Origin of the sequence: Enterobacter sp. BIDMC 26 (assembly GCF_000534435.1) — a bacterium.
In the GTDB taxonomy this organism is placed as follows: Bacteria; Pseudomonadota; Gammaproteobacteria; order Enterobacterales; family Enterobacteriaceae; genus Enterobacter; species Enterobacter ludwigii.
On sequence record NZ_KI973182.1, the window covers coordinates 4,883,339 to 4,903,069 of the forward strand.

Sequence of the window (19,731 nt, forward strand, 5' to 3'; positions counted from 1 at the left end):
GTTATCCCGCACTCATCGCATCCCCGAGATGGAAGATAGGCAGATACATTGCCACCACCAGCGTGCCGATAATCACACCCGTCACGATCAGCAGTACAGGCTCCAGCACGGCAGCCAGGTTATCTGCTGACTGAAAGGTTTGCTCTGTGTGGTGACGCGCCAGGTTTACCAGCATGATATCGAGCGCACCTGACGTTTCGCCGGTTCGCAATAGCTGAATACACAGCGGAGTAAAAACTGCCGCCTTTTGAAAGGATGCCCAAAGGGGATAACCCTTTTCAATGTCTTCCCGGATGGCGCGGAGTATCCCCTGCCAGTACCTGCTCTCAACCGTCTCTTCTGCACTCTCCAGACCCTTTAAAAAAGCGATGCCCGCCTGCTGCGTGAGCGACAGTACGGTAAAAATTTGCCCCAGCTTTTGTCCTTTAGCCAGCGCGCCCATGACGGGGATATGCAGCAGTACGTGTTGCCAGCGCGGATCCTGCCGCAAACCCCAGGCGATGAGCACGGGAAGGAGTAGCCCCGCGAACAGCGCGAGGGCATAGGACTGTATAAACGTTGCCATTCCCATGACTATTTGTGTCAGCATCGGGAGCGGGGTATTAAACGTTTTGTAGATGGCGGCGAATTCTGGCAAGACCAGAGTGACCATGGCCAGCACCACGAATACTGCCAGAGCCAGAATTACCATCGGGTAACGCAGTGCCTTTTTCACCTTCGCACTGAGTTGCTGCTGCGATTTTTGTTGCTGGGCAAGCTCACGGCAGCACGTTTCCAGTTTTCCGGTTAGCTCGCCGGTCTTCACCATCGACACATACAGTGGGCTAAATACCGCGGGCCAGCGCTTCAGCGCCTCAGAAAAAGGGCATCCTTCACTCAGCTCATCGGCAAGGCTTTGCAGGAGTGCCTGCCAGGGTGTTATCGGATGCTGGTCCGCCAGCATCTGCAGGCTGTCAGACAATGTCAGGCCCGCCTGCAAAAGCGTGGCGAGCTGGTGAAATACCTCGTAGCGGTGATGTGGTCGCCAGCGATACCTCTGCGTGCAGCGGGTGATTGTCAGAGGATGCAGCGCTTTGCGCATCAGCCTGTCTAAAGCCGCATTGCGGTCAGTTGCCCACAGAGCCCCGCTTCGGGGCTCTCCTTCAACGGATAGCGCACGCCAGCGCCAGAGGTGATTAGCAGCCATCGGGCATTCCCAGGATACGCAGCAACTCTTCGAGCGTGGTCAGTCCCTGTTCAACAGCCATACAGCCATGTTCGAAAAGGGATGTCATTCCTGCTTGACGGGCGCTGGCCTCAATCACCTCAGACCCCGCTCCGCTGGCAATGGCCTGCCGGAGTGTCTGGTCAATGACGAGCACTTCAAAAATGGCGACGCGACCATAAAAACCGTGATAACAGCGCTCACAGCCGGTGGGTTGCCAGCGCGGTAGCGGCCGGGGCCAAACGGAGCGAGGCAGTTCTGCCCGCTTGTCGGTTTCCTGACGGCAATGGGGGCATAAACGGCGCACCAGCCGCTGGGCGATGACCAGCGAGAGGGCGGAAGAGATCATCCATCGCGCCACCCCCATCTGCTGCAGGCGGATCAGGGTTTCCGCCGTCGAGTTGGTGTGTAGCGTCGACAACACCAGATGCCCGGTTTGTGCGGCATTAATGGCAATCCCTGCCGTTTCGCCATCACGAATTTCGCCGACCATAATGATGTCAGGATCCTGACGTAGCAGCGCTCTCAGCACCGTCTGGAAGGTAAGGCCCGCACGCGGGTTTATCTGCGTCTGGTTTAATCCTGCAAGCGGGATCTCTATCGGGTCTTCCACGCTACAGATGTTCACATCCGGCGTGTTTCGAGCCTGCAGCGCGCTGTACAGCGTCACGGTTTTACCGCTGCCGGTGGGGCCGGTAACCAGAATCAGCCCCTGCGGCTGGTGGAGCACTTCGCTAAAGCCGGCCAGCTGTTTAGCATTCATCCCCAACGTTTCCGGCTCAAGAGATTGCTGAACCTGATGCAGCAGGCGCAGTACAATTTTTTCACCGCCGCTGCAGGGAAGCGTGGCGATGCGAAATGAGACCGGCTCGTTTGCCAGCTCAATCGTAAACTGACCGTCCTGCGGTAAGCGGCGCTCCGCAATATCGAGGTTACCCAGCACTTTTAACCGGGCGCTGAGCATGGTGGCCAGCGCGGCTGAAAGTGGGGGCTGCGGGCAAAGCACGCCGTCGATGCGCAGGCGAATCTGGCAAGTCTGCTCCATCGGTTCAATATGAATATCAGAAGCGCGTTGGTTTATCGCCTGCTGCAGCGTGTGGTTAAGAATATCCACCGCTGAGTGTGTCGGCGTAACGACGGGCAGATGCGTTTGTGTGGTTAACTGCCGGTGCTTTTCCATGCGCTCGGCGCTCCAGCACTCGATATCAATCCGTTTCTGGGTAGCGAAACGCAGGGCTTCCATCAGTTCAGGGCCGGGGTTTCCCACGACGGCAATGCTAATCATGTCGCTATCGCTACTCAGCAGAAGGGCGTGGTGACGCAGACAAAGTGCGACAAGCTGATCGGTATTCATCATCCGCTCCTCAGTGGGTGTCGAAGCGGAAAACGTCTTCACAGGCCTGCTTGAGCGCGCTGTCGGTACCGATGTTGCAGTCACGCGTCCACCCCGTCATGCCGTTGCCGTCACTCCATTGTGGCGTCATGACCACCTCCAGCCCGTTAAGGCTCTCCTGGCCGGTTAAGGTCACGACGCCTTTCGCCACGTTCATGCCTGAAACGTAGCGGGTAGTGGTGGGGGACGGGATGCCATTACTGCCTCCGTCACAGCTCTCCACGCCGCCGTGATCCAGGGCGCAAAGCTCAATGGCGGTACGGTAGGGAATGAAGGTTTGCAGCATATCGGTCAACGCTGCTTTTCGCAGGTAGTTCTGGTACGCGGGAACGCCGATGGCGCTCAGAATGGCAATAATGCCGATCACCACCATCAGCTCAATGAGTGTGAATCCTTGTTGTCTGTCCATGTCTGCTCCTTACGTTAAGTAGGGCTACTCTGGCAGTGAGACAGCGCAGAAACGAGGGGCAAAAAAAGGAACGTGAAGGGGCTTTCAGGGAATTCGTGGCGTGTTGCAGGGTAGGGCAATGGTTTTGCGAGCGGGAGTGAATTTCCCCTCTCCGCAACGAGAGGGGAGGATCATTATTTGAAGCGCATCGAGAGGTCGAGGGCGCGAACGTGCTTGGTCAGCGCCCCAACGGAGATGAAATCAACGCCGGTCTCGGCGAATTCACGGATCGTATCAAACGTCACGTTGCCGGATACTTCAAGCTGGGCTTTGCCGTTAGTCAGTTTTACCGCCTCGCGCATCTGCCCGGTTTCGAAGTTATCAAGCATGATGATATCGGCGCCGGCCTTGATAGCCTGCTCCAGCTCCTCCAGGTTTTCGACTTCCACTTCGACGGGCACATCCGGATGCAGCCAGAAGGCTTTTTCGACCGCCTGACGCACGGATCCTGAGGCAATGATATGGTTCTCTTTAATCAGGAACGCGTCAGACAACCCCAGACGATGGTTTGCACCGCCGCCACAGAGCACCGCGTATTTCAACGCAGTGCGCAGACCCGGTAGCGTTTTGCGGGTATCCAGCAACTGCGTGCGGGTACCCGCCAGCAGGTCAACGTAGCGACGCACTTCGCTTGCCACGCCGGACAACGTCTGCACAAAGTTCAGCGCAGTTCGTTCGCCGGTCAGCAGTACGCGGGAAGGTCCATCAAGTTCGAACAGCGGCTGATTTGCCGTAATCGCATCACCGTCGTCGACATGCCAGGTGATCTGCACCTCATCGCCTGCCAGTTGGGTAAAGACCTCTTCAACCCAACGCTTACCGCAAAAAATACCCTCTTCGCGCGTAATAATGACCGCATGTGAGCGAGTCTCTTTTGGCAATAATTGTGCGGTAATATCCCTGTCGGCGCTGACGTCACCACCCAGATCTTCTTTCAGGGCATGGGCAACGCTTGCCGGAATATCCATATTAATACGTTCCAGAAGCGCTTCACGTCGGTTGTCGGGGTTGTAACGGCGAGGCGGCATGATAAAACTCCAAATTGGTAACGAATCATAATATTGAAACATGCTACTCTGAACCGAGTAACAGCACCATACATAAGGAGTTCCAGCATGTTGTTAGAAAACGGATGGCTGGTGGATGCGCGGCATGTGCCCTCGCCGCACCACGACTGCCGCCCGGAGGATGAAAAGCCCACACTGCTGGTTGTTCATAATATCAGTCTCCCGCCGGGTGAGTTTGGCGGCCCGTGGATCGACGCATTATTCACGGGGACCCTGGATCCTGATGCCCATCCTTTCTTTGCTGAGATTGCGCATCTGCGCGTGTCGGCTCACTGTCTGATCCGTCGCGACGGCGAAGTGGTTCAGTACGTCCCTTTTGATAAGCGTGCCTGGCATGCCGGCGTGTCCCTGTACCAGGGACGCGAACGCTGCAATGATTTTTCCATCGGGATTGAGCTGGAAGGCACTGACACCACCCCCTACACCGATTCACAGTATCAACAGTTGGTGGCTGTAACCCAAACGCTGATTGGGCTCTATCCCGCGATAGCCGGGAATATTACGGGACACAGCGATATTGCTCCGGCGAGAAAAACCGATCCCGGCCCGGCTTTTGACTGGCCCCGGTTTCGCGCCATGCTTACCGCGTCGTCAGAATAAGGAGATAACATGACGTTGTTTACCATGCTGCTGGTTATCATCGCTGAACGCCTGTTCAAACTCGGTGAGCACTGGCATCTGGATCACCGGCTGGAGGTGCTTTTCCGCCGGATTAAACATTTTTCCATGCTGCGCACGCTGCTGATGACCGCTGGCGTGATGGTTATAACGTTTTTACTGCTGCGTTCGCTTTACGGCCTCTTTTTCAACGTGCCGCTGCTGGTGGTGTGGATCCTGCTTGGCGTGCTCTGTATTGGCGCGGGCAAAGTGCGTATGCACTACCACGCCTATCTGAAAGCCGCATCCCGTGACGATGCCCATGCGCGGGGCGCCATGGCGAGCGAGCTGACGATGATCCACGGCGTGCCGCCGGATTGCGATGAGCGTGAATTTTTGCGCGAACTGCAAAATGCGCTGCTGTGGATCAACTTCCGTTACTACCTGGCACCGCTGTTCTGGTTTGTGGTGGGTGGTCCGTGGGGACCGGTACTGCTGATGGGCTATGCGTTTCTGCGCGCCTGGCAGACCTGGCTTGCCCGTTACCTTACCCCGCATGAACGTTTATTGTCGGGAATCGATGCCATTCTGCATGTGCTGGACTGGCTCCCGGTACGTCTGGTGGGCGTCGTTTATGCGTTAATTGGCCACGGTGAAAAAGCGCTGCCAGCATGGTTTGCTTCGCTTGCTGACCGCCACACGTCTCAGTATCAGGTGTTAACACGTCTGGCGCAGTTCTCGCTGGCGCGTGAGCCGCATACCGACAAGATTGAAACGCCGAAAGCGGCCGTCTCCATGGCGAAGAAAACGTCGTTTGTGGTGGTCGTGGTCGTGGCGTTGCTGACCATTTACGGCACGCTGGTCTAAGCCAGCGCGCCGTACCGGTCAGAGCGTATCAGCAGGCGGGATGCCAAAGTCAGGCATCCCGTTTTCGTCCCAGCGCACGTGTTTCAGACGCGTGTGACGATTCGGGTCATAGAGCGGGTCGCCTTCAATCTCGGTGTAGTTTCGCGCGTGGTAGACCAGCACGTCCTCTCCCTCCGGCGTTTGCGTAAAGCTGTTATGCCCGGGCCCAAACTGACGATTCTCGACGCTGGTTCGGAAAACCGGACGCGACGCTTTATGCCAGTTCGCCGGATTTTGCGGATCGGCATTCATGTCTATCCACAGTAACCCCATGCAATAGTTCTCATCCGTAGCGCTGGCGGAGTAGCTGATAAACAGCTTATCTTCGTGAAACAGCACTGCCGGACCTTCGTTGACCCAAAATCCGCGGCACTCCCAGTCATACTCCGGTTTACTGAGCATCACCGGCTCGCCTTTGAGCGTCCACGGATTCGCCATTTCGCACAGATAGAGGTTGGAGTTTCCGGCGATATCCGGGGCTTTTTGTGCCCACAAATACCAGCGTTTTCCCTGATGAACGAACGTGGTGGCGTCCAGTGCGAAGGTATCGAACGGGGTGGTAATCTGGCCTTTCTCGATCCACGTCCCGGTGAGGGGATCGTGGTCCGCACACTCCAGCGCAAACATACGGTGCTGGAACATACCGAGGCTGTCCAGCGCCTGGGTATGGGTGGCGGCAAAATAGATATACCACTTACCGTCAATGTGGTGCAGTTCCGGTGCCCAGATCAACTGGCTCATCGGCCCGGTCTCCGGTTTACGCCAGACCACGACCTCTTCGGCATCGCGTAGTCCTTCCAGGGAGTCGGCGCGGCGGATCTCGAGCCTGTCGTACTGCGGCACGGAGGCGATAAAGTAGTACAGCCCCTCGTGGTGCAGAATGTAGGGGTCGGCACGTTGTTCAATAAACGGGTTTGGCCAGGTGTGCATTCGGCTTTCCTTATTTCGTCTCAGCGGCTTTGAGTTCCTGATAATTATTCAGCTCGCGATAATTGTTGCGGCGCTTCTCGAGGTCTTCCTGGATCTGCTTCATCGTTTCGCGGTCAACCTTCAGCAGACGTACCACGCCTGCGGTAATGAGATACCCGACGCCCGGAATCACGGTAAACAGCAATACAATGCCGTTGATGGCATCCGGACTTTGCGCTTTCGCCCCCGCGTCATAACCGTACCAGGAGAGCAGGAAACCAACCATCGCACCGGCAATCGCTAGCCCCAGTTTGAGGAAGAAGATGTTACCGGAGAAGCTGATCCCGGTGATGCGCTTACCGGTTTTCCACTCACCGTAGTCATCGACGTCGGCCATCAGCGACCAGTGCAGCGGAGACGGGATCTGGTGCAGGATGTTCAGCAGGAAGTAGAGCACCACAATGGTGACCGTGGCTTTCGGATCGAAGAAATAGAAGGCGCAGGAGAAAATCGCCAGCACGATGTTGGTCCAGAAGAAGACTTTCAGCTTACACCAGCGGTCGGTGAGGACTTTCGCCAGCATACTGCCGAGCATCATGCCAACCACGCCCAGGCTGATAAACAGCGTGGCGAAATGGGTACTCTGGCCCATAACCCAGGTCACGTAGTACATCGTGGCCGCCATGCGGATAAAGCCCGGGCACACGTTGCACAGGGTCAGCAGCAGAATGCGCACCCACTGGTCGTTCTTCCACACGTCTTTCAGGTCGTTTTTCAGCTCGTCATGAGTCTGTACCGCCGGGCGTACACGCTCGCGAACGGTATAGAAGCAGAACAGAAACATACCGGTACCAATCAGCGCCAGCACGGTCATTGCCATCTGGTAGCCTTTGGCTTTGTTGTCGCCACCAAACCAGTCGGCCATCGGTAACAGCGTCAGCGACAGCAGCAGCGTGGCGATACCTACCAGCACAAAGCGATAGGACTGGCAGGCAACACGTTCCTGCGGATCGTTGGTAATCACGCCGCCTAACGAGCAGTAAGGAATGTTGATTGCCGTATAGGTTAAAGAGAGCAGGAAATAGGTGACGAAGGCATAGATAACTTTGCTGTTGTAGCTCCACTCTGGTGTGGTGAACATCAGGATGCTGAACAGCGCATAGGGAAAGGCAATCCACAGCAGCCATGGACGAAACCGGCCATATTTACTGCGGGTACGGTCGGCGATGGCCCCCATAATCGGATCCGTTACGGCATCAATTACGCGGACAGACAGCAGCAGTACGCCGACCAGTGCAGGCGCCAGACCAAAAATATCGGTATAAAAATAATTAACAAACAACATGATGGCGCCAAAGATGATGTTGCAACCTGCATCGCCCATCCCATAGCCGATCTTTTCTTTTACTGACAGTTTAGCGTTATCCATAGACTGCTCTCCGGGTTACGGTATGGAGAGAATTATTTGCTGGCAAACGAATATATGCGTTGCAGTATCAGGGCGGTGATATGGATAAATGCGCTGTTGGCGTGAAACTGTGAGGGAGGTAACAACACGCGGTACCTGCAAAACGCAGATACCGCGGGGGAGACTTAGTGAGCTTTCAGGGCGTTGCGGCTTTTCTGGCTAAACAGATAGCCGATACCAAGAACGGCAACCCAGACTGGGATCAGGTACACCGAGATTGCCATACCCGGGGTCAGCAGCATGATGACCAGCACTCCCGCCATAAACAGCAGGCAGATCCAGTTGCCCAGCGGATAGAGCAGGGCAGGGAAGCGAGTCTTCACGCCCTGCTGATGCTTGGCACGGCGGAACTTGATGTGTGCCAGGCTGATCATCGCCCAGTTGATAACCAGGGCAGAGACCACCAGCGCCATCAGCAGGCCAAACGCCGATTCCGGTGCCAGATAGTTAATCAGGACACACAGCGCCGTTACGATCGCCGAAACGATGATGGTGTTCACCGGAACGCCACGCTTATCGACGTTGAGCAGCATCTTCGGCGCGTTACCCTGCTGGGCCAGGCCGAACAGCATACGGCTGTTGCAGTATACGCAGCTGTTATAGACCGACAGCGCCGCCGTCAGCACCACGATGTTGAGCGCATTCGCCACGACGGTATCGCCCAGCTCGTGGAAAATCAGGACAAACGGGCTGGTGTCTGCAGTAACGCGCGTCCACGGCAGCAGAGAGAGCAGAACGGCCAGTGAGCCCACATAGAAAATCAGAATACGGTAGATAACCTGGTTGGTCGCTTTCGGGATGCTCTGTTCCGGGTTGTCAGCTTCAGCTGCGGTGATGCCGACCAGCTCCAGACCACCAAAGGAGAACATAATGATTGCCATCATCATCACGAGGCCCGTCATGCCGTGAGGCAGGAAGCCGCCCTGTTCCCAGAGGTTGCGTACCGTGGCCTGCGGGCCACCGTTGCCGCTAAATAGCAGCCAGCCGCCAAAGATGATCATCGCCACGACGGCAACCACTTTGATGATGGCAAACCAGAACTCCATCTCACCGAAGACTTTAACGTTGGTGAGGTTGATGGCGTTAATAATGACGAAGAAGGCCGCAGCAGAAGCCCAGGTGGGGATCTCCGGGTACCAGAACTGAATGTATTTCCCGACGGCGGTCAGTTCAGCCATGGCAACCAGAACGTACAACACCCAGTAGTTCCAGCCTGACGCGAAACCGGCGAAACTGCCCCAGTACTTATAGGCAAAGTGGCTGAAAGAGCCCGCAACCGGCTCTTCAACGACCATTTCACCTAACTGGCGCATAATCAGAAAAGCGATAAAACCGGCAATGGCGTAACCCAAAATAATGCCGGGACCGGCAGACTGGATAACGGATGCACTTCCCAGAAACAGTCCAGTGCCAATAGCACCGCCCAGTGCGATTAGCTGTATATGGCGGTTCTTCAGACCGCGCTTTAGCTGATCGCCGTGCTGTTGAGCTTCCATTTGAAACCTCGTGTGTGGTTGTTATGTTCACGCGACGCGTGTGTAATTATGAATATCCGTTTTCTGTATTTATTTCTTTACAGTCAATGAGACCGAAAAAAGCGGAGATGTCTTCCGTAAGCGCCAGAATAGTGGTAAGCGCCAGCGATTGCACCTGCTTTATGACGGGGCGATGACGAGTTGAATAAAAAGAAAGCATTTGTAAATCACCCCGCTAACCCTTCTTACCCCAACCTATAGAATAGAAATGCTCCGTAAGTGGGCAAAATTTCATATTTTGCGTTGTTGAATCGCTTCAGACTGCAAAAACCCTCGTTTCATTAAGGTTAAAACTCCCACTAAGGGAGTAACTAACTCATTTGTGCGAAGTTACATTTCTGAAACGTTATTTCTGTAAGGTTGTTAAAATGTGCAGGGTTTACTGATTTCAATCAAAACCAATATGGACAGAAGGTGAATACTTTGTTACTTTAGCGATACGAACTTGAAATTGGTAAGACCAATTGACTCCGGGCAAAAAGGCGTAAGACAGGGAATATGGCCTACAGCAAAATTCGCCAACCAAAACTATCTGATGTGATTGAGCAGCAGCTGGAGTTTTTAATCCTCGAAGGGACACTGCGCCCGGGTGAGAAACTTCCGCCAGAACGCGAGCTGGCAAAACAGTTCGACGTTTCACGTCCCTCTCTGCGTGAGGCGATTCAACGTCTCGAAGCAAAGGGCTTGCTGCTTCGTCGCCAGGGCGGCGGAACCTTTGTGCAAAACAGCCTGTGGCAGAGCTTCAGCGATCCGCTGGTAGAACTTCTCTCTGACCACCCAGAATCCCAGTTTGATCTGCTTGAGACCCGTCACGCGCTAGAAGGTATCGCGGCCTATTACGCCGCACTTCGTAGCACTGATGAAGATCGCGTGCGTATCCGCGAACTTCATCAGGCCATTGAACGGGCACAGCAATCCGGCGATTTAGACGCCGAGTCCAATGCCGTTGTCCAGTATCAAATCGCCGTCACCGAAGCTGCACACAATGTTGTGCTCCTCCATCTGCTACGCTGCATGGAGCCGATGCTGGCCCAGAACGTTCGTCAGAATTTTGAATTGTTGTATGCCCGTCGGGACATGCTCCCATTGGTAAGCAACCATCGCACCCGAGTATTCGAGGCGATAATGGCCGGGGAACCGGAGCAGGCGCGCGAAGCGTCGCACCGACATCTGGCTTTCATTGAGGAAATCTTGCTGGACCGCAGCCGTGAACAATCGCGTCGCGAACGTTCATTACGCCGCATACAGCAACGAAAGGATTAAGCGCCAGGGTTTTTTAGAGCGCGGCAACTAAACGCAGAACCTGTCTTATTGTGTTCTTGCCCAAGAGCACAATGGGACAGGTTCCAGACAAATCAACGTATTAGATAGATAAGGAATACCCCCATGTCAGAACGTCTCCAAAATGACGTGGATCCGATCGAAACTCGCGACTGGCTACAGGCGATCGAATCGGTCATCCGTGAAGAAGGTGTTGAGCGTGCTCAGTATCTGATTGATCAGCTGCTTTCTGAAGCCCGCAAAGGCGGTGTGAAGGTTGCTTCAGGTGCAGGGGCTAGCAACTACGTAAACACGATTGCCGTTGAAGACGAACCGGAATACCCGGGCAATCTGGATCTGGAACGCCGTATCCGTTCTGCAATCCGCTGGAACGCCATCATGACCGTTCTGCGCGCGTCCAAGAAAGACCTGGAGCTGGGTGGCCACATGGCGTCCTTCCAGTCTTCTGCGACCGTTTACGAAGTGTGTTTCAACCACTTCTTCCGTGCAGCTAACGAGAAAGACGGCGGCGATCTGGTGTACTTCCAGGGCCACATCTCTCCGGGCATCTATGCACGTGCATTCCTGGAAGGTCGTCTGACTGAAGAGCAGATGAACAACTTCCGTCAGGAAGTTCACGGTAAAGGTCTGTCTTCTTACCCACACCCTAAACTGATGCCAGAATTCTGGCAGTTCCCGACAGTATCCATGGGTCTGGGCCCAATCGGTGCTATCTATCAGGCTAAATTCCTGAAATATCTGGAACACCGTGGTCTGAAAGACACCTCTGAACAGACCGTCTACGCCTTCCTGGGCGATGGCGAGATGGATGAGCCAGAATCGAAAGGCGCAATCACCATTGCGACCCGTGAGAAACTGGACAACCTGTGCTTCATCATCAACTGTAACCTGCAGCGTCTGGATGGTCCGGTAACCGGTAACGGCAAGATCATCAACGAACTGGAAGGCATCTTCGCCGGTGCTGGCTGGAACGTGATCAAAGTGATGTGGGGTTCCCGTTGGGACGAACTGCTGCGTAAAGACACCAGCGGTAAACTGATCCAGCTGATGAACGAAACCGTTGACGGTGACTACCAGACCTTCAAATCCAAAGACGGTGCCTACGTTCGTGAGCACTTCTTCGGTAAATATCCTGAAACCGCAGCACTGGTTGCAGACTGGACTGACGAACAGATCTGGGCTCTGAACCGTGGCGGCCACGATCCGAAGAAAATTTACGCTGCACTGAAAAAAGCGCGTGAAACCAAAGGTAAAGCGACTGTAATCCTGGCCCATACCATCAAAGGTTACGGCATGGGTGATACCGCAGAAGGTAAAAACATCGCTCACCAGGTTAAGAAAATGAACATGGACGGCGTGCGTTATATCCGCGACCGTTTCAACGTTCCAGTGACCGATGAGCAGGTAGAAAACCTGTCTTACATCACCTTCCCTGAAGGTTCTGAAGAGCATAAGTACCTGCACGAACGTCGTCAGGCGCTGAAAGGCTACCTGCCAGCTCGTCAGCCTAACTTCACCGAGAAGCTGGAACTGCCAGCGCTGGAAGATTTCTCTCAGCTGCTGGAAGAGCAGAACAAAGAGATCTCTACCACTATCGCTTTCGTTCGTGCCCTGAACGTGATGCTGAAGAACAAGTCGATCAAAGATCGTCTGGTTCCAATCATTGCCGACGAAGCGCGTACTTTCGGTATGGAAGGTCTGTTCCGTCAGATCGGTATTTACAGCCCGAACGGCCAGCAGTACACCCCGCAGGACCGTGAACAGGTTGCTTACTACAAAGAAGACGAGAAAGGTCAGATCCTGCAGGAAGGTATCAACGAGCTGGGCGCCGGCGCATCCTGGCTGGCTGCTGCGACCTCTTACAGCACCAACAACCTGCCGATGATCCCGTTCTACATTTACTACTCCATGTTCGGGTTCCAGCGTATCGGTGACCTGTGCTGGCAGGCAGGCGACCAGCAGGCTCGCGGCTTCCTGATCGGTGGTACTTCTGGTCGTACGACCCTGAACGGTGAAGGTCTGCAGCACGAAGATGGTCACAGCCATATTCAGTCTCTGACTATCCCTAACTGTATCTCTTACGACCCGTCTTACGCGTACGAAGTGGCAGTCATCATGCATGACGGTCTGCAGCGCATGTACGGTGAAGCGCAAGAGAACATTTACTACTACATCACCACGCTGAACGAAAACTACCACATGCCGGCCATGCCAGCAGGTGCCGAGGAAGGTATCCGTAAAGGTATCTACAAACTCGAAACCGTTGCAGGTAGCAAAGGTAAAGTTCAGCTGCTGGGCTCCGGTTCTATCCTGCGTCACGTACGTGAAGCGGCACAGATCCTGGCGAACGACTACGGCGTTGGCTCTGACGTGTACAGCGTAACGTCCTTCACTGAACTGGCGCGTGATGGCCAGGATTGTGAGCGCTGGAACATGCTGCACCCAATGGAAACGCCACGCGTTCCATACATCGCTCAGGTGATGAACGACGCGCCTGCGGTTGCGTCTACTGACTATATGAAACTGTTCGCTGAGCAGGTTCGTACTTACGTACCGGCTGATGATTACCGCGTACTGGGTACTGACGGCTTCGGTCGTTCTGACAGCCGCGAAAACCTGCGTCACCACTTCGAAGTGGATGCATCTTACGTGGTTGTAGCAGCACTGGGCGAACTGGCTAAACGTGGCGAAATCGATAAGAAAGTGGTTGCGGACGCAATCACCAAATTCAACATCGATGCAGATAAAGTTAACCCGCGTCTGGCGTAAGAGGTAAAAGAAGAATGGCTATCGAAATCAAAGTACCGGACATCGGGGCTGATGAAGTTGAAATCACCGAGATCCTGGTCAAAGTGGGCGACAAAGTTGAAGCTGAACAGTCGCTGATCACTGTAGAAGGCGATAAAGCCTCTATGGAAGTTCCGTCTCCTCAGGCTGGCATCGTTAAAGAGATCAAAGTCTCTGTTGGCGATAAAACCGAGACTGGCAAACTGATCATGATTTTCGATTCCGCCGACGGTGCAGCAGCTGCTGCACCTGCGCAGGAAGAGAAGAAAGAAGCTGCTCCTGCGGCTGCTGCACCAGCAGCTGCTGCGGCAAAAGAAGTCAACGTGCCTGACATCGGCGGTGACGAAGTAGAAGTCACTGAAATCCTGGTGAAAGTGGGCGATACCGTTACGGCTGAGCAGTCCCTGATCACCGTAGAAGGCGACAAAGCCTCTATGGAAGTGCCGGCGCCATTCGCGGGTACGGTTAAAGAGATCAAGATCAACACCGGTGACAAAGTTTCTACCGGCTCTCTGATCATGATCTTCGAAGTGGCAGGTGCTGCACCTGCTGCCGCGCCTGCTCAGGCTGCTGCGCCAGCGCCGGCCGCTGCACCTGCTGCTGGCGGTGCGAAAGATGTCAACGTACCTGACATCGGTGGTGACGAAGTTGAAGTCACCGAAGTGATGGTAAAAGTGGGCGACAAAGTTGCTGCTGAACAGTCACTGATCACCGTTGAAGGCGACAAAGCGTCTATGGAAGTACCCGCGCCATTCGCGGGTACCGTTAAAGAGATCAAAATCAGCACCGGCGACAAAGTGTCTACGGGCTCTCTGATCATGGTCTTCGAAGTGGAAGGCGCTGCGCCAGCTGCTGCTCCGGCAGCCGCTGCTGCCGCTGCACCGGCTCAGGCGGCTAAACCTGCTGCTGCCCCTGCTGCAAAAGCAGAAGGTAAATCTGAGTTCGCTGAGAACGACGCTTACGTTCACGCTACGCCACTGATTCGTCGCCTGGCGCGCGAATTCGGTGTAAACCTGGCGAAAGTGAAAGGGACTGGCCGTAAAGGTCGTATCCTGCGCGAAGACGTTCAGGCCTATGTGAAAGACGCGGTGAAACGCGCTGAAGCTGCCCCTGCTGCTGCCGCTGGCGGCGGTATCCCGGGCATGCTGCCATGGCCGAAAGTGGACTTCAGCAAGTTCGGTGAAATCGAAGAAGTGGAACTGGGTCGTATCCAGAAAATCTCTGGTGCCAACCTGAGCCGTAACTGGGTGATGATCCCGCACGTTACGCACTTCGACAAAACGGATATCACCGATCTGGAAGCGTTCCGTAAACAGCAGAATGCCGAAGCTGAGAAGCGTAAACTGGATGTGAAATTCACCCCAGTCGTCTTCATCATGAAAGCCGTTGCTGCGGCGCTTGAGCAGATGCCACGCTTCAACAGCTCCCTGTCCGAAGATGGCCAGAAGCTGACGCTGAAGAAATACATCAACATCGGTGTTGCGGTTGATACGCCAAATGGTCTGGTTGTTCCGGTCTTCAAAGACGTGAACAAGAAGAGCATCACTGAGCTGTCCCGTGAACTGACCACCATCTCCAAAAAAGCGCGTGATGGTAAGCTGACTGCCGGCGAAATGCAGGGCGGCTGCTTCACTATCTCCAGCATCGGCGGCCTGGGTACTACCCACTTCGCACCGATTGTTAACGCGCCGGAAGTGGCTATCCTCGGTGTGTCCAAGTCCGCGATGGAACCGGTATGGAATGGCAAAGAGTTCGTGCCGCGTCTGATGATGCCAATCTCTCTGTCCTTCGACCACCGCGTGATCGACGGTGCTGATGGTGCGCGTTTCATCACCATCATCAACAACACCCTGAGCGACATTCGCCGCCTGGTGATGTAATCGAAAAGCCGGCCAGTCGGCCGGCTTTTTTCTGTTAATCTCATGTGGTCTGTGAGGTTATTGGCGAAAAGCGACAATTCGTGAGCCGTTTGTTGTTTCAAAATTGTTAACAATTTTGTAAACTGCGGGCGGATAGAACGTCCCGGTGGATGAAGGGCGACAAGTACCTGGACCGCCGGAAATCAATAAGAGGTCATGATGAGTACTGAAATCAAAACTCAGGTCGTGGTACTTGGGGCAGGCCCGGCGGGTTACTCTGCTGCCTTCCGTTGCGCTGATTTAGGTCTGGAAACCGTAATCGTAGAACGCTACAACACCCTCGGTGGTGTTTGCCTGAACGTAGGCTGTATCCCTTCTAAAGCTCTGCTGCACGTTGCGAAAGTTATCGAAGAAGCCAAAGCACTGGCTGAACACGGTATCGTCTTCGGCGAGCCGAAAACCGATATCGACAAGATTCGTACCTGGAAAGAGAAAGTTATCACTCAGCTGACCGGTGGTCTGGCAGGTATGGCCAAAGGCCGTAAAGTGAAAGTGGTAAACGGTCTGGGTAAATTCACCGGCGCGAACACCCTGGAAGTGGAAGGCGAAAACGGCAAAACCGTTATCAACTTCGACAACGCGATCATCGCTGCGGGTTCCCGTCCAATTCAGCTGCCATTCATTCCACATGAAGATCCACGCGTGTGGGATTCCACCGATGCGCTGGAGCTGAAATCCGTACCTAAGCGTATGCTGGTTATGGGTGGCGGTATCATCGGTCTGGAAATGGGTACCGTGTACCATGCGCTGGGTTCAGAGATCGACGTGGTTGAAATGTTCGACCAGGTTATCCCGGCTGCCGATAAAGACATCGTTAAAGTCTTCACCAAACGTATCAGCAAGAAATTCAACCTGATGCTGGAAACCAAAGTGACTGCCGTTGAAGCAAAAGAAGACGGTATTTACGTTTCCATGGAAGGCAAAAAAGCCCCTGCCGAACCACAGCGTTACGACGCAGTGCTGGTGGCTATCGGCCGTGTGCCGAACGGTAAAAACCTCGACGCGGGCAAAGCAGGCGTGGAAGTGGACGACCGTGGCTTCATCCGCGTTGACAAACAGCTGCGCACCAACGTGCCGCACATCTTTGCTATCGGCGATATCGTCGGTCAGCCAATGCTGGCGCACAAAGGTGTTCACGAAGGTCACGTTGCCGCTGAAGTTATCGCCGGCATGAAACACTACTTCGATCCGAAAGTGATCCCATCTATCGCTTACACCGAGCCAGAAGTGGCATGGGTGGGTCTGACTGAGAAAGAAGCGAAAGAGAAAGGCATCAGCTACGAAACCGCCACCTTCCCGTGGGCTGCTTCTGGCCGTGCTATCGCTTCCGACTGCGCAGACGGTATGACCAAACTGATCTTCGACAAAGAGACTCACCGTGTGATCGGTGGTGCGATTGTCGGTACCAACGGCGGCGAGCTGCTGGGTGAAATCGGTCTGGCTATCGAAATGGGTTGTGACGCTGAAGACATCGCGCTGACTATCCACGCTCACCCGACTCTGCACGAGTCTGTTGGCCTGGCGGCAGAAGTGTTCGAAGGTAGCATCACCGACCTGCCTAACGCGAAAGCGAAGAAGAAATAAGTTTCTTCATGATTGCGAAACGCCTCCTCCGGAGGCGTTTTTTTTGCCTGCGTTATGGGGCGACCGGTTGCCAGGTGTGATCCAGGTGATAAGCAGGTAACGCCTGCGCTTTCTTCTCTGACTCGCTGCCGAGGTCCGACTGGTACACCTTGTCGGTCTGGTTTATTACAAAGCTCATCACGCCCGTCTGGCCGTAGCTGACTGGCCAGGCCACCATGGCAAAACCATTTTTATCCGGCAGGATGCGAAAACGGTAGCCGTGATAGCCAGTGCCGGGTTCTTTCGGGCTGAAGGCCGGACCGAGTGGGCTGGGGGCTTCGCCGGGCGAGGCCGGCCAGTATAAGCCGTCTTTTTTGCCGGCTGAGCTGACAATCTTCTGCGCATATTTCTGGTTCAGCGCAAAATAGCTTTGCTGTGCATCCACATACGCGTGCAGCGCCTCGATGGCGGCGAGCTCGTTGCGGCCAATCTCGCGGGTCAGGATCTCTTCAGCCCCTTCTTTGATATCAAATTGCCAGCCAGAGGCGGTTTTGATCACCGGAATCGGTAGCTGCCAGTCGCTGTCACCGACCACAAGATGTGCCTTATTCCCGTCAACGACCGTATTGTGCCGAACTTTCCAGTCGCGCAGGAAGCGATCCACGGCATCAGGATCCACCCCTTCCGGCGGCAGGAAATCACGCCAGTTCTCACCGAGCAGGGTGTTCATCGCGCTTTCATTTTGCTCACTGATGGCGCTGGCCAGCGCATCGGTTGCCTGGTCTGGCGTGCTGAAAGATTGCTGCGCCATTGCGGCGGCCGACAGCATGAATAACGCGATCCCACTGAGTAATTTGCTTTTCATGTCGGCTTCCTTAACGGTGACGGAATTCACGGTGTTCAGCACGCCCGGTAGACGTCTGGCGCGGTTGCTGATGGCGGGCAGCCTGTTGCCTGCTCTGGGCGCCTCGCTGCTGCTGGGCTTGCCAGTTGGCGGAACGACTGTCGTTACCGCTGAGCGCATTGGCGCGCGGCTGGCTACTCCGCGCAGGCTGCGAAACCCGTTTCTCTTGCCTTTGCGTGGTGGTCGGGCGACTGTCTCGCGTCTTAGCGGCTGTCCGCTGTGCCGTTTGCGGTTTGGTGTCGTAGCCCCGGTAGTTGTTGCGCTGGGAAATTTGCTTCAGCTGGGCGGTTGACGCCTGACGCTGTGCATCTTTGGTGCCCGGACGCGCGGTTTGCGGGAAGGTTTTTCCCGTTGATTTCTCCATCTGGCTCAGCGCAGCCTGCCGTTGGCTGTCCCGGTTGACCGGTTTTTGCTGCGTCGCGCTTAGCCCCGTTGCCGTGTTCGTTGAGTGGAAGCGATTGTTGAGCGTGTTGGTGGGATAGGGCACTCCTTCACGATAGGCCGGGTTATGCTGCCAGGTGCGGTTGGCGTCCGTCAGGCGCTGGCCGCTGATTTTATTAAAGTTCTCAACGTTGATATTGATGTTGTTATCACCGTTGCGGTTATAGCCGCCGTGGTGATCCCAGTCGTCATCATGGTGGTGATCCCAGTCATCGTCATCATCCCAGTCGATGTTGCTGAAAATAGCGTAGGTGGTCGCCACACCCAGGCTGAACCCTAAGCCTTTGACCAGGCTGTCCGTAAACTGCTCTCCCGGAGAGGGCGGTAAATAGACGGGCGGATAAGCGGTGTTCGGCCAGGTGCCATACACGGTATTCGGGTTGTAGGTGGGCACGTAAACCACCTGCGGGTCGGCAGACTCAATTTTAATGACCGTCGGGGCTGACGTCGTGGCGGTGCTTGTTGTCTGGCCGGTGGCCGTTTTCGCCGGGGCCGGTTTTGTCTCGGTGGTGACCGTTTGCTGCGGTGTTGATTGCAATGCACCGGTTTGCTGCGCCAGCAAACGCAGACGTTGCACGGAATCCATCACATCTTTCGGCTGCGCGAGAAACGCGTCGCCCAGGCTCTGCACCCAGGGTGGATTTTCGCCCATCAGGGACATCAGCTGAGGAAACGCCACCAGTGATTTCACGCTCGGATCCCAGGGGTGATTCGCCACGGCCTGAATGGCGGCATCGCCCTGCAGTTTAGGGTTGTCTTTTGACCACTGTGCCGCCTGGATGACGTTGGCCGGGTAAGTCGAAGCCATCAAAATTTGCGATAGCAGGGCATCCGGGTAGAGCGCGATGGGGGCAACCCACTGATCAATTTGCGCGGCCGTGTAGGCTGGCGCGACGACCGGTGCTGGCTGAGCGGCAGGCGGCGCAGCCGGTTGTTGTGCGACGGGGGCAGGAGCCACAGGCTCCGTTGCGCGGCTTTTAACGAACATGACGCCTGAGGCGGCAAACAGCCCGGCACTGCACAGAAGGACAAGCAGTTGTGGCTTAAAGGGCAACTTCATAAAATGACTCCAACGAGACAAGCGCTGTGCCGTGAGGCGTTACGGTTGGCGTGAGTATCAATCACCCGTCTTTTACTGTTTTGACTTTTGTGGGGAATCATCCGGTACGTCCGGATAAAGAGTGTGAGTATTTATTACACAATTATATCGGATGGTTGAAATGCCGCCGGAATATTCAGAAGGTCGCACTCACGGTTTTTGCAGTCAGAATTCGTTGCACCTGCCCGCTACACCATGCTTAACGATTCA

The 19,731-nt window shown here is 55.0% G+C and carries 15 protein-coding genes; 6 read left to right on the forward strand and 9 right to left on the reverse strand.

Annotated elements, in window-relative coordinates; translation table 11 throughout:
- Position 1: 1 nt before the first annotated feature.
- The 4 genes from hofC to nadC all read right to left on the reverse strand — a co-directional run bounded on the left by hofC (position 2) and on the right by nadC (position 4,073).
- Positions 2-1,186: a protein transport protein HofC gene (gene hofC, locus L462_RS00730; RefSeq protein WP_032679626.1), complete on the reverse strand. Its 1,185-nt coding sequence runs from the start codon at positions 1,184-1,186 to the stop codon at positions 2-4.
- Positions 1,176-2,558, reverse strand: coding sequence for a type II secretion system protein GspE (gspE, locus tag L462_RS00725; protein WP_032679627.1), 1,383 nt, complete (start codon positions 2,556-2,558; stop codon positions 1,176-1,178). Before gspE ends, hofC begins: the two co-directional genes overlap by 11 nt.
- A 10-nt stretch (positions 2,559-2,568) precedes the next feature.
- Positions 2,569-3,006 carry a prepilin peptidase-dependent pilin gene (gene ppdD, locus L462_RS00720; protein WP_014168644.1) on the reverse strand — a complete coding sequence of 146 codons (438 nt, stop codon included), beginning with the start codon at positions 3,004-3,006 and terminating at the stop codon, positions 2,569-2,571.
- A 173-nt stretch (positions 3,007-3,179) separates the two neighbouring features.
- Entirely contained in the window at positions 3,180-4,073 is an 894-nt protein-coding gene (gene nadC, locus L462_RS00715; RefSeq protein WP_032679628.1) for a carboxylating nicotinate-nucleotide diphosphorylase, read from the reverse strand.
- 87 nt (positions 4,074-4,160) lie between these two features.
- Between nadC and ampD the strand changes: the two genes are divergently transcribed.
- Both ampD and ampE read left to right on the forward strand, forming a co-directional pair.
- Complete coding sequence (ampD, locus tag L462_RS00710; RefSeq protein ID WP_032679629.1) at positions 4,161-4,712, forward strand: 1,6-anhydro-N-acetylmuramyl-L-alanine amidase AmpD; 552 nt, start codon at positions 4,161-4,163, stop codon at positions 4,710-4,712.
- Positions 4,713-4,721: 9 nt separating this feature from the next.
- The gene (gene ampE, locus L462_RS00705) at positions 4,722-5,576 is read left to right on the forward strand and encodes a beta-lactamase regulator AmpE (RefSeq protein WP_025205391.1); all 855 of its coding nucleotides are present in this window, start codon (positions 4,722-4,724) and stop codon (positions 5,574-5,576) included.
- Positions 5,577-5,594: 18 nt separating this feature from the next.
- Here ampE and L462_RS00700 read toward each other — a convergent pair whose 3' ends face one another.
- From L462_RS00700 to aroP, 3 genes are all read right to left on the reverse strand, one after another.
- Positions 5,595-6,545, reverse strand: coding sequence for a glycoside hydrolase family 43 protein (locus L462_RS00700; RefSeq protein WP_014168648.1), 951 nt, complete (start codon positions 6,543-6,545; stop codon positions 5,595-5,597).
- Between the two features lie 10 nt (positions 6,546-6,555).
- A complete protein-coding gene (locus L462_RS00695) occupies positions 6,556-7,953 on the reverse strand; it encodes a glycoside-pentoside-hexuronide (GPH):cation symporter (protein ID WP_014168649.1) in 1,398 nt (465 codons plus the stop codon).
- 164 nt (positions 7,954-8,117) lie between these two features.
- Positions 8,118-9,488: an aromatic amino acid transporter AroP gene (gene aroP, locus L462_RS00690; RefSeq protein ID WP_014168651.1), complete on the reverse strand. Its 1,371-nt coding sequence runs from the start codon at positions 9,486-9,488 to the stop codon at positions 8,118-8,120.
- Between the two features lie 537 nt (positions 9,489-10,025).
- On the opposite strand from aroP, the gene pdhR reads away from it, so the two are divergent.
- The 4 genes from pdhR to lpdA all read left to right on the forward strand — a co-directional run bounded on the left by pdhR (position 10,026) and on the right by lpdA (position 17,098).
- The gene (gene pdhR / locus L462_RS00685; protein WP_013095596.1) at positions 10,026-10,790 is read left to right on the forward strand and encodes a pyruvate dehydrogenase complex transcriptional repressor PdhR; all 765 of its coding nucleotides are present in this window, start codon (positions 10,026-10,028) and stop codon (positions 10,788-10,790) included.
- A 123-nt stretch (positions 10,791-10,913) separates the two neighbouring features.
- Positions 10,914-13,577: a pyruvate dehydrogenase (acetyl-transferring), homodimeric type gene (aceE, locus tag L462_RS00680; RefSeq protein WP_014168653.1), complete on the forward strand. Its 2,664-nt coding sequence runs from the start codon at positions 10,914-10,916 to the stop codon at positions 13,575-13,577.
- A gap of 14 nt (positions 13,578-13,591) precedes the next feature.
- A complete protein-coding gene (gene aceF, locus L462_RS00675; protein WP_032679630.1) occupies positions 13,592-15,475 on the forward strand; it encodes a pyruvate dehydrogenase complex dihydrolipoyllysine-residue acetyltransferase in 1,884 nt (627 codons plus the stop codon).
- 198 nt (positions 15,476-15,673) lie between these two features.
- Entirely contained in the window at positions 15,674-17,098 is a 1,425-nt protein-coding gene (gene lpdA / locus L462_RS00670) for a dihydrolipoyl dehydrogenase (protein ID WP_020882589.1), read from the forward strand.
- A gap of 52 nt (positions 17,099-17,150) precedes the next feature.
- Here lpdA and L462_RS00665 read toward each other — a convergent pair whose 3' ends face one another.
- Entirely contained in the window at positions 17,151-17,942 is a 792-nt protein-coding gene (locus tag L462_RS00665; protein ID WP_020882590.1) for a DUF2950 family protein, read from the reverse strand.
- Between the two features lie 10 nt (positions 17,943-17,952).
- Positions 17,953-19,482, reverse strand: coding sequence for a DUF3300 domain-containing protein (locus L462_RS00660; protein WP_032679631.1), 1,530 nt, complete (start codon positions 19,480-19,482; stop codon positions 17,953-17,955).
- Positions 19,483-19,731 lie beyond the last annotated feature (249 nt).

What these genes read in the sequence shown, in the direction of transcription:
- L462_RS00665 (WP_020882590.1), bottom strand. Translation starts at nt 17,942, where the DNA reads ATGAAAAGCAAATTACTCAGTGGGATCGCGTTATTCATGCTGTCGGCC.
- ampD (WP_032679629.1), top strand. Translation starts at nt 4,161, where the DNA reads ATGTTGTTAGAAAACGGATGGCTGGTGGATGCGCGGCATGTGCCCTCG.
- hofC (WP_032679626.1), bottom strand. Translation starts at nt 1,186, where the DNA reads ATGGCTGCTAATCACCTCTGGCGCTGGCGTGCGCTATCCGTTGAAGGA.
- L462_RS00660 (WP_032679631.1), bottom strand. Translation starts at nt 19,482, where the DNA reads ATGAAGTTGCCCTTTAAGCCACAACTGCTTGTCCTTCTGTGCAGTGCC.
- L462_RS00695 (WP_014168649.1), bottom strand. Translation starts at nt 7,953, where the DNA reads ATGGATAACGCTAAACTGTCAGTAAAAGAAAAGATCGGCTATGGGATG.
- aroP (WP_014168651.1), bottom strand. Translation starts at nt 9,488, where the DNA reads ATGGAAGCTCAACAGCACGGCGATCAGCTAAAGCGCGGTCTGAAGAAC.
- ppdD (WP_014168644.1), bottom strand. Translation starts at nt 3,006, where the DNA reads ATGGACAGACAACAAGGATTCACACTCATTGAGCTGATGGTGGTGATC.
- pdhR (WP_013095596.1), top strand. Translation starts at nt 10,026, where the DNA reads ATGGCCTACAGCAAAATTCGCCAACCAAAACTATCTGATGTGATTGAG.
- ampE (WP_025205391.1), top strand. Translation starts at nt 4,722, where the DNA reads ATGACGTTGTTTACCATGCTGCTGGTTATCATCGCTGAACGCCTGTTC.
- gspE (WP_032679627.1), bottom strand. Translation starts at nt 2,558, where the DNA reads ATGAATACCGATCAGCTTGTCGCACTTTGTCTGCGTCACCACGCCCTT.
- L462_RS00700 (WP_014168648.1), bottom strand. Translation starts at nt 6,545, where the DNA reads ATGCACACCTGGCCAAACCCGTTTATTGAACAACGTGCCGACCCCTAC.
- aceE (WP_014168653.1), top strand. Translation starts at nt 10,914, where the DNA reads ATGTCAGAACGTCTCCAAAATGACGTGGATCCGATCGAAACTCGCGAC.
- nadC (WP_032679628.1), bottom strand. Translation starts at nt 4,073, where the DNA reads ATGCCGCCTCGCCGTTACAACCCCGACAACCGACGTGAAGCGCTTCTG.
- lpdA (WP_020882589.1), top strand. Translation starts at nt 15,674, where the DNA reads ATGAGTACTGAAATCAAAACTCAGGTCGTGGTACTTGGGGCAGGCCCG.
- aceF (WP_032679630.1), top strand. Translation starts at nt 13,592, where the DNA reads ATGGCTATCGAAATCAAAGTACCGGACATCGGGGCTGATGAAGTTGAA.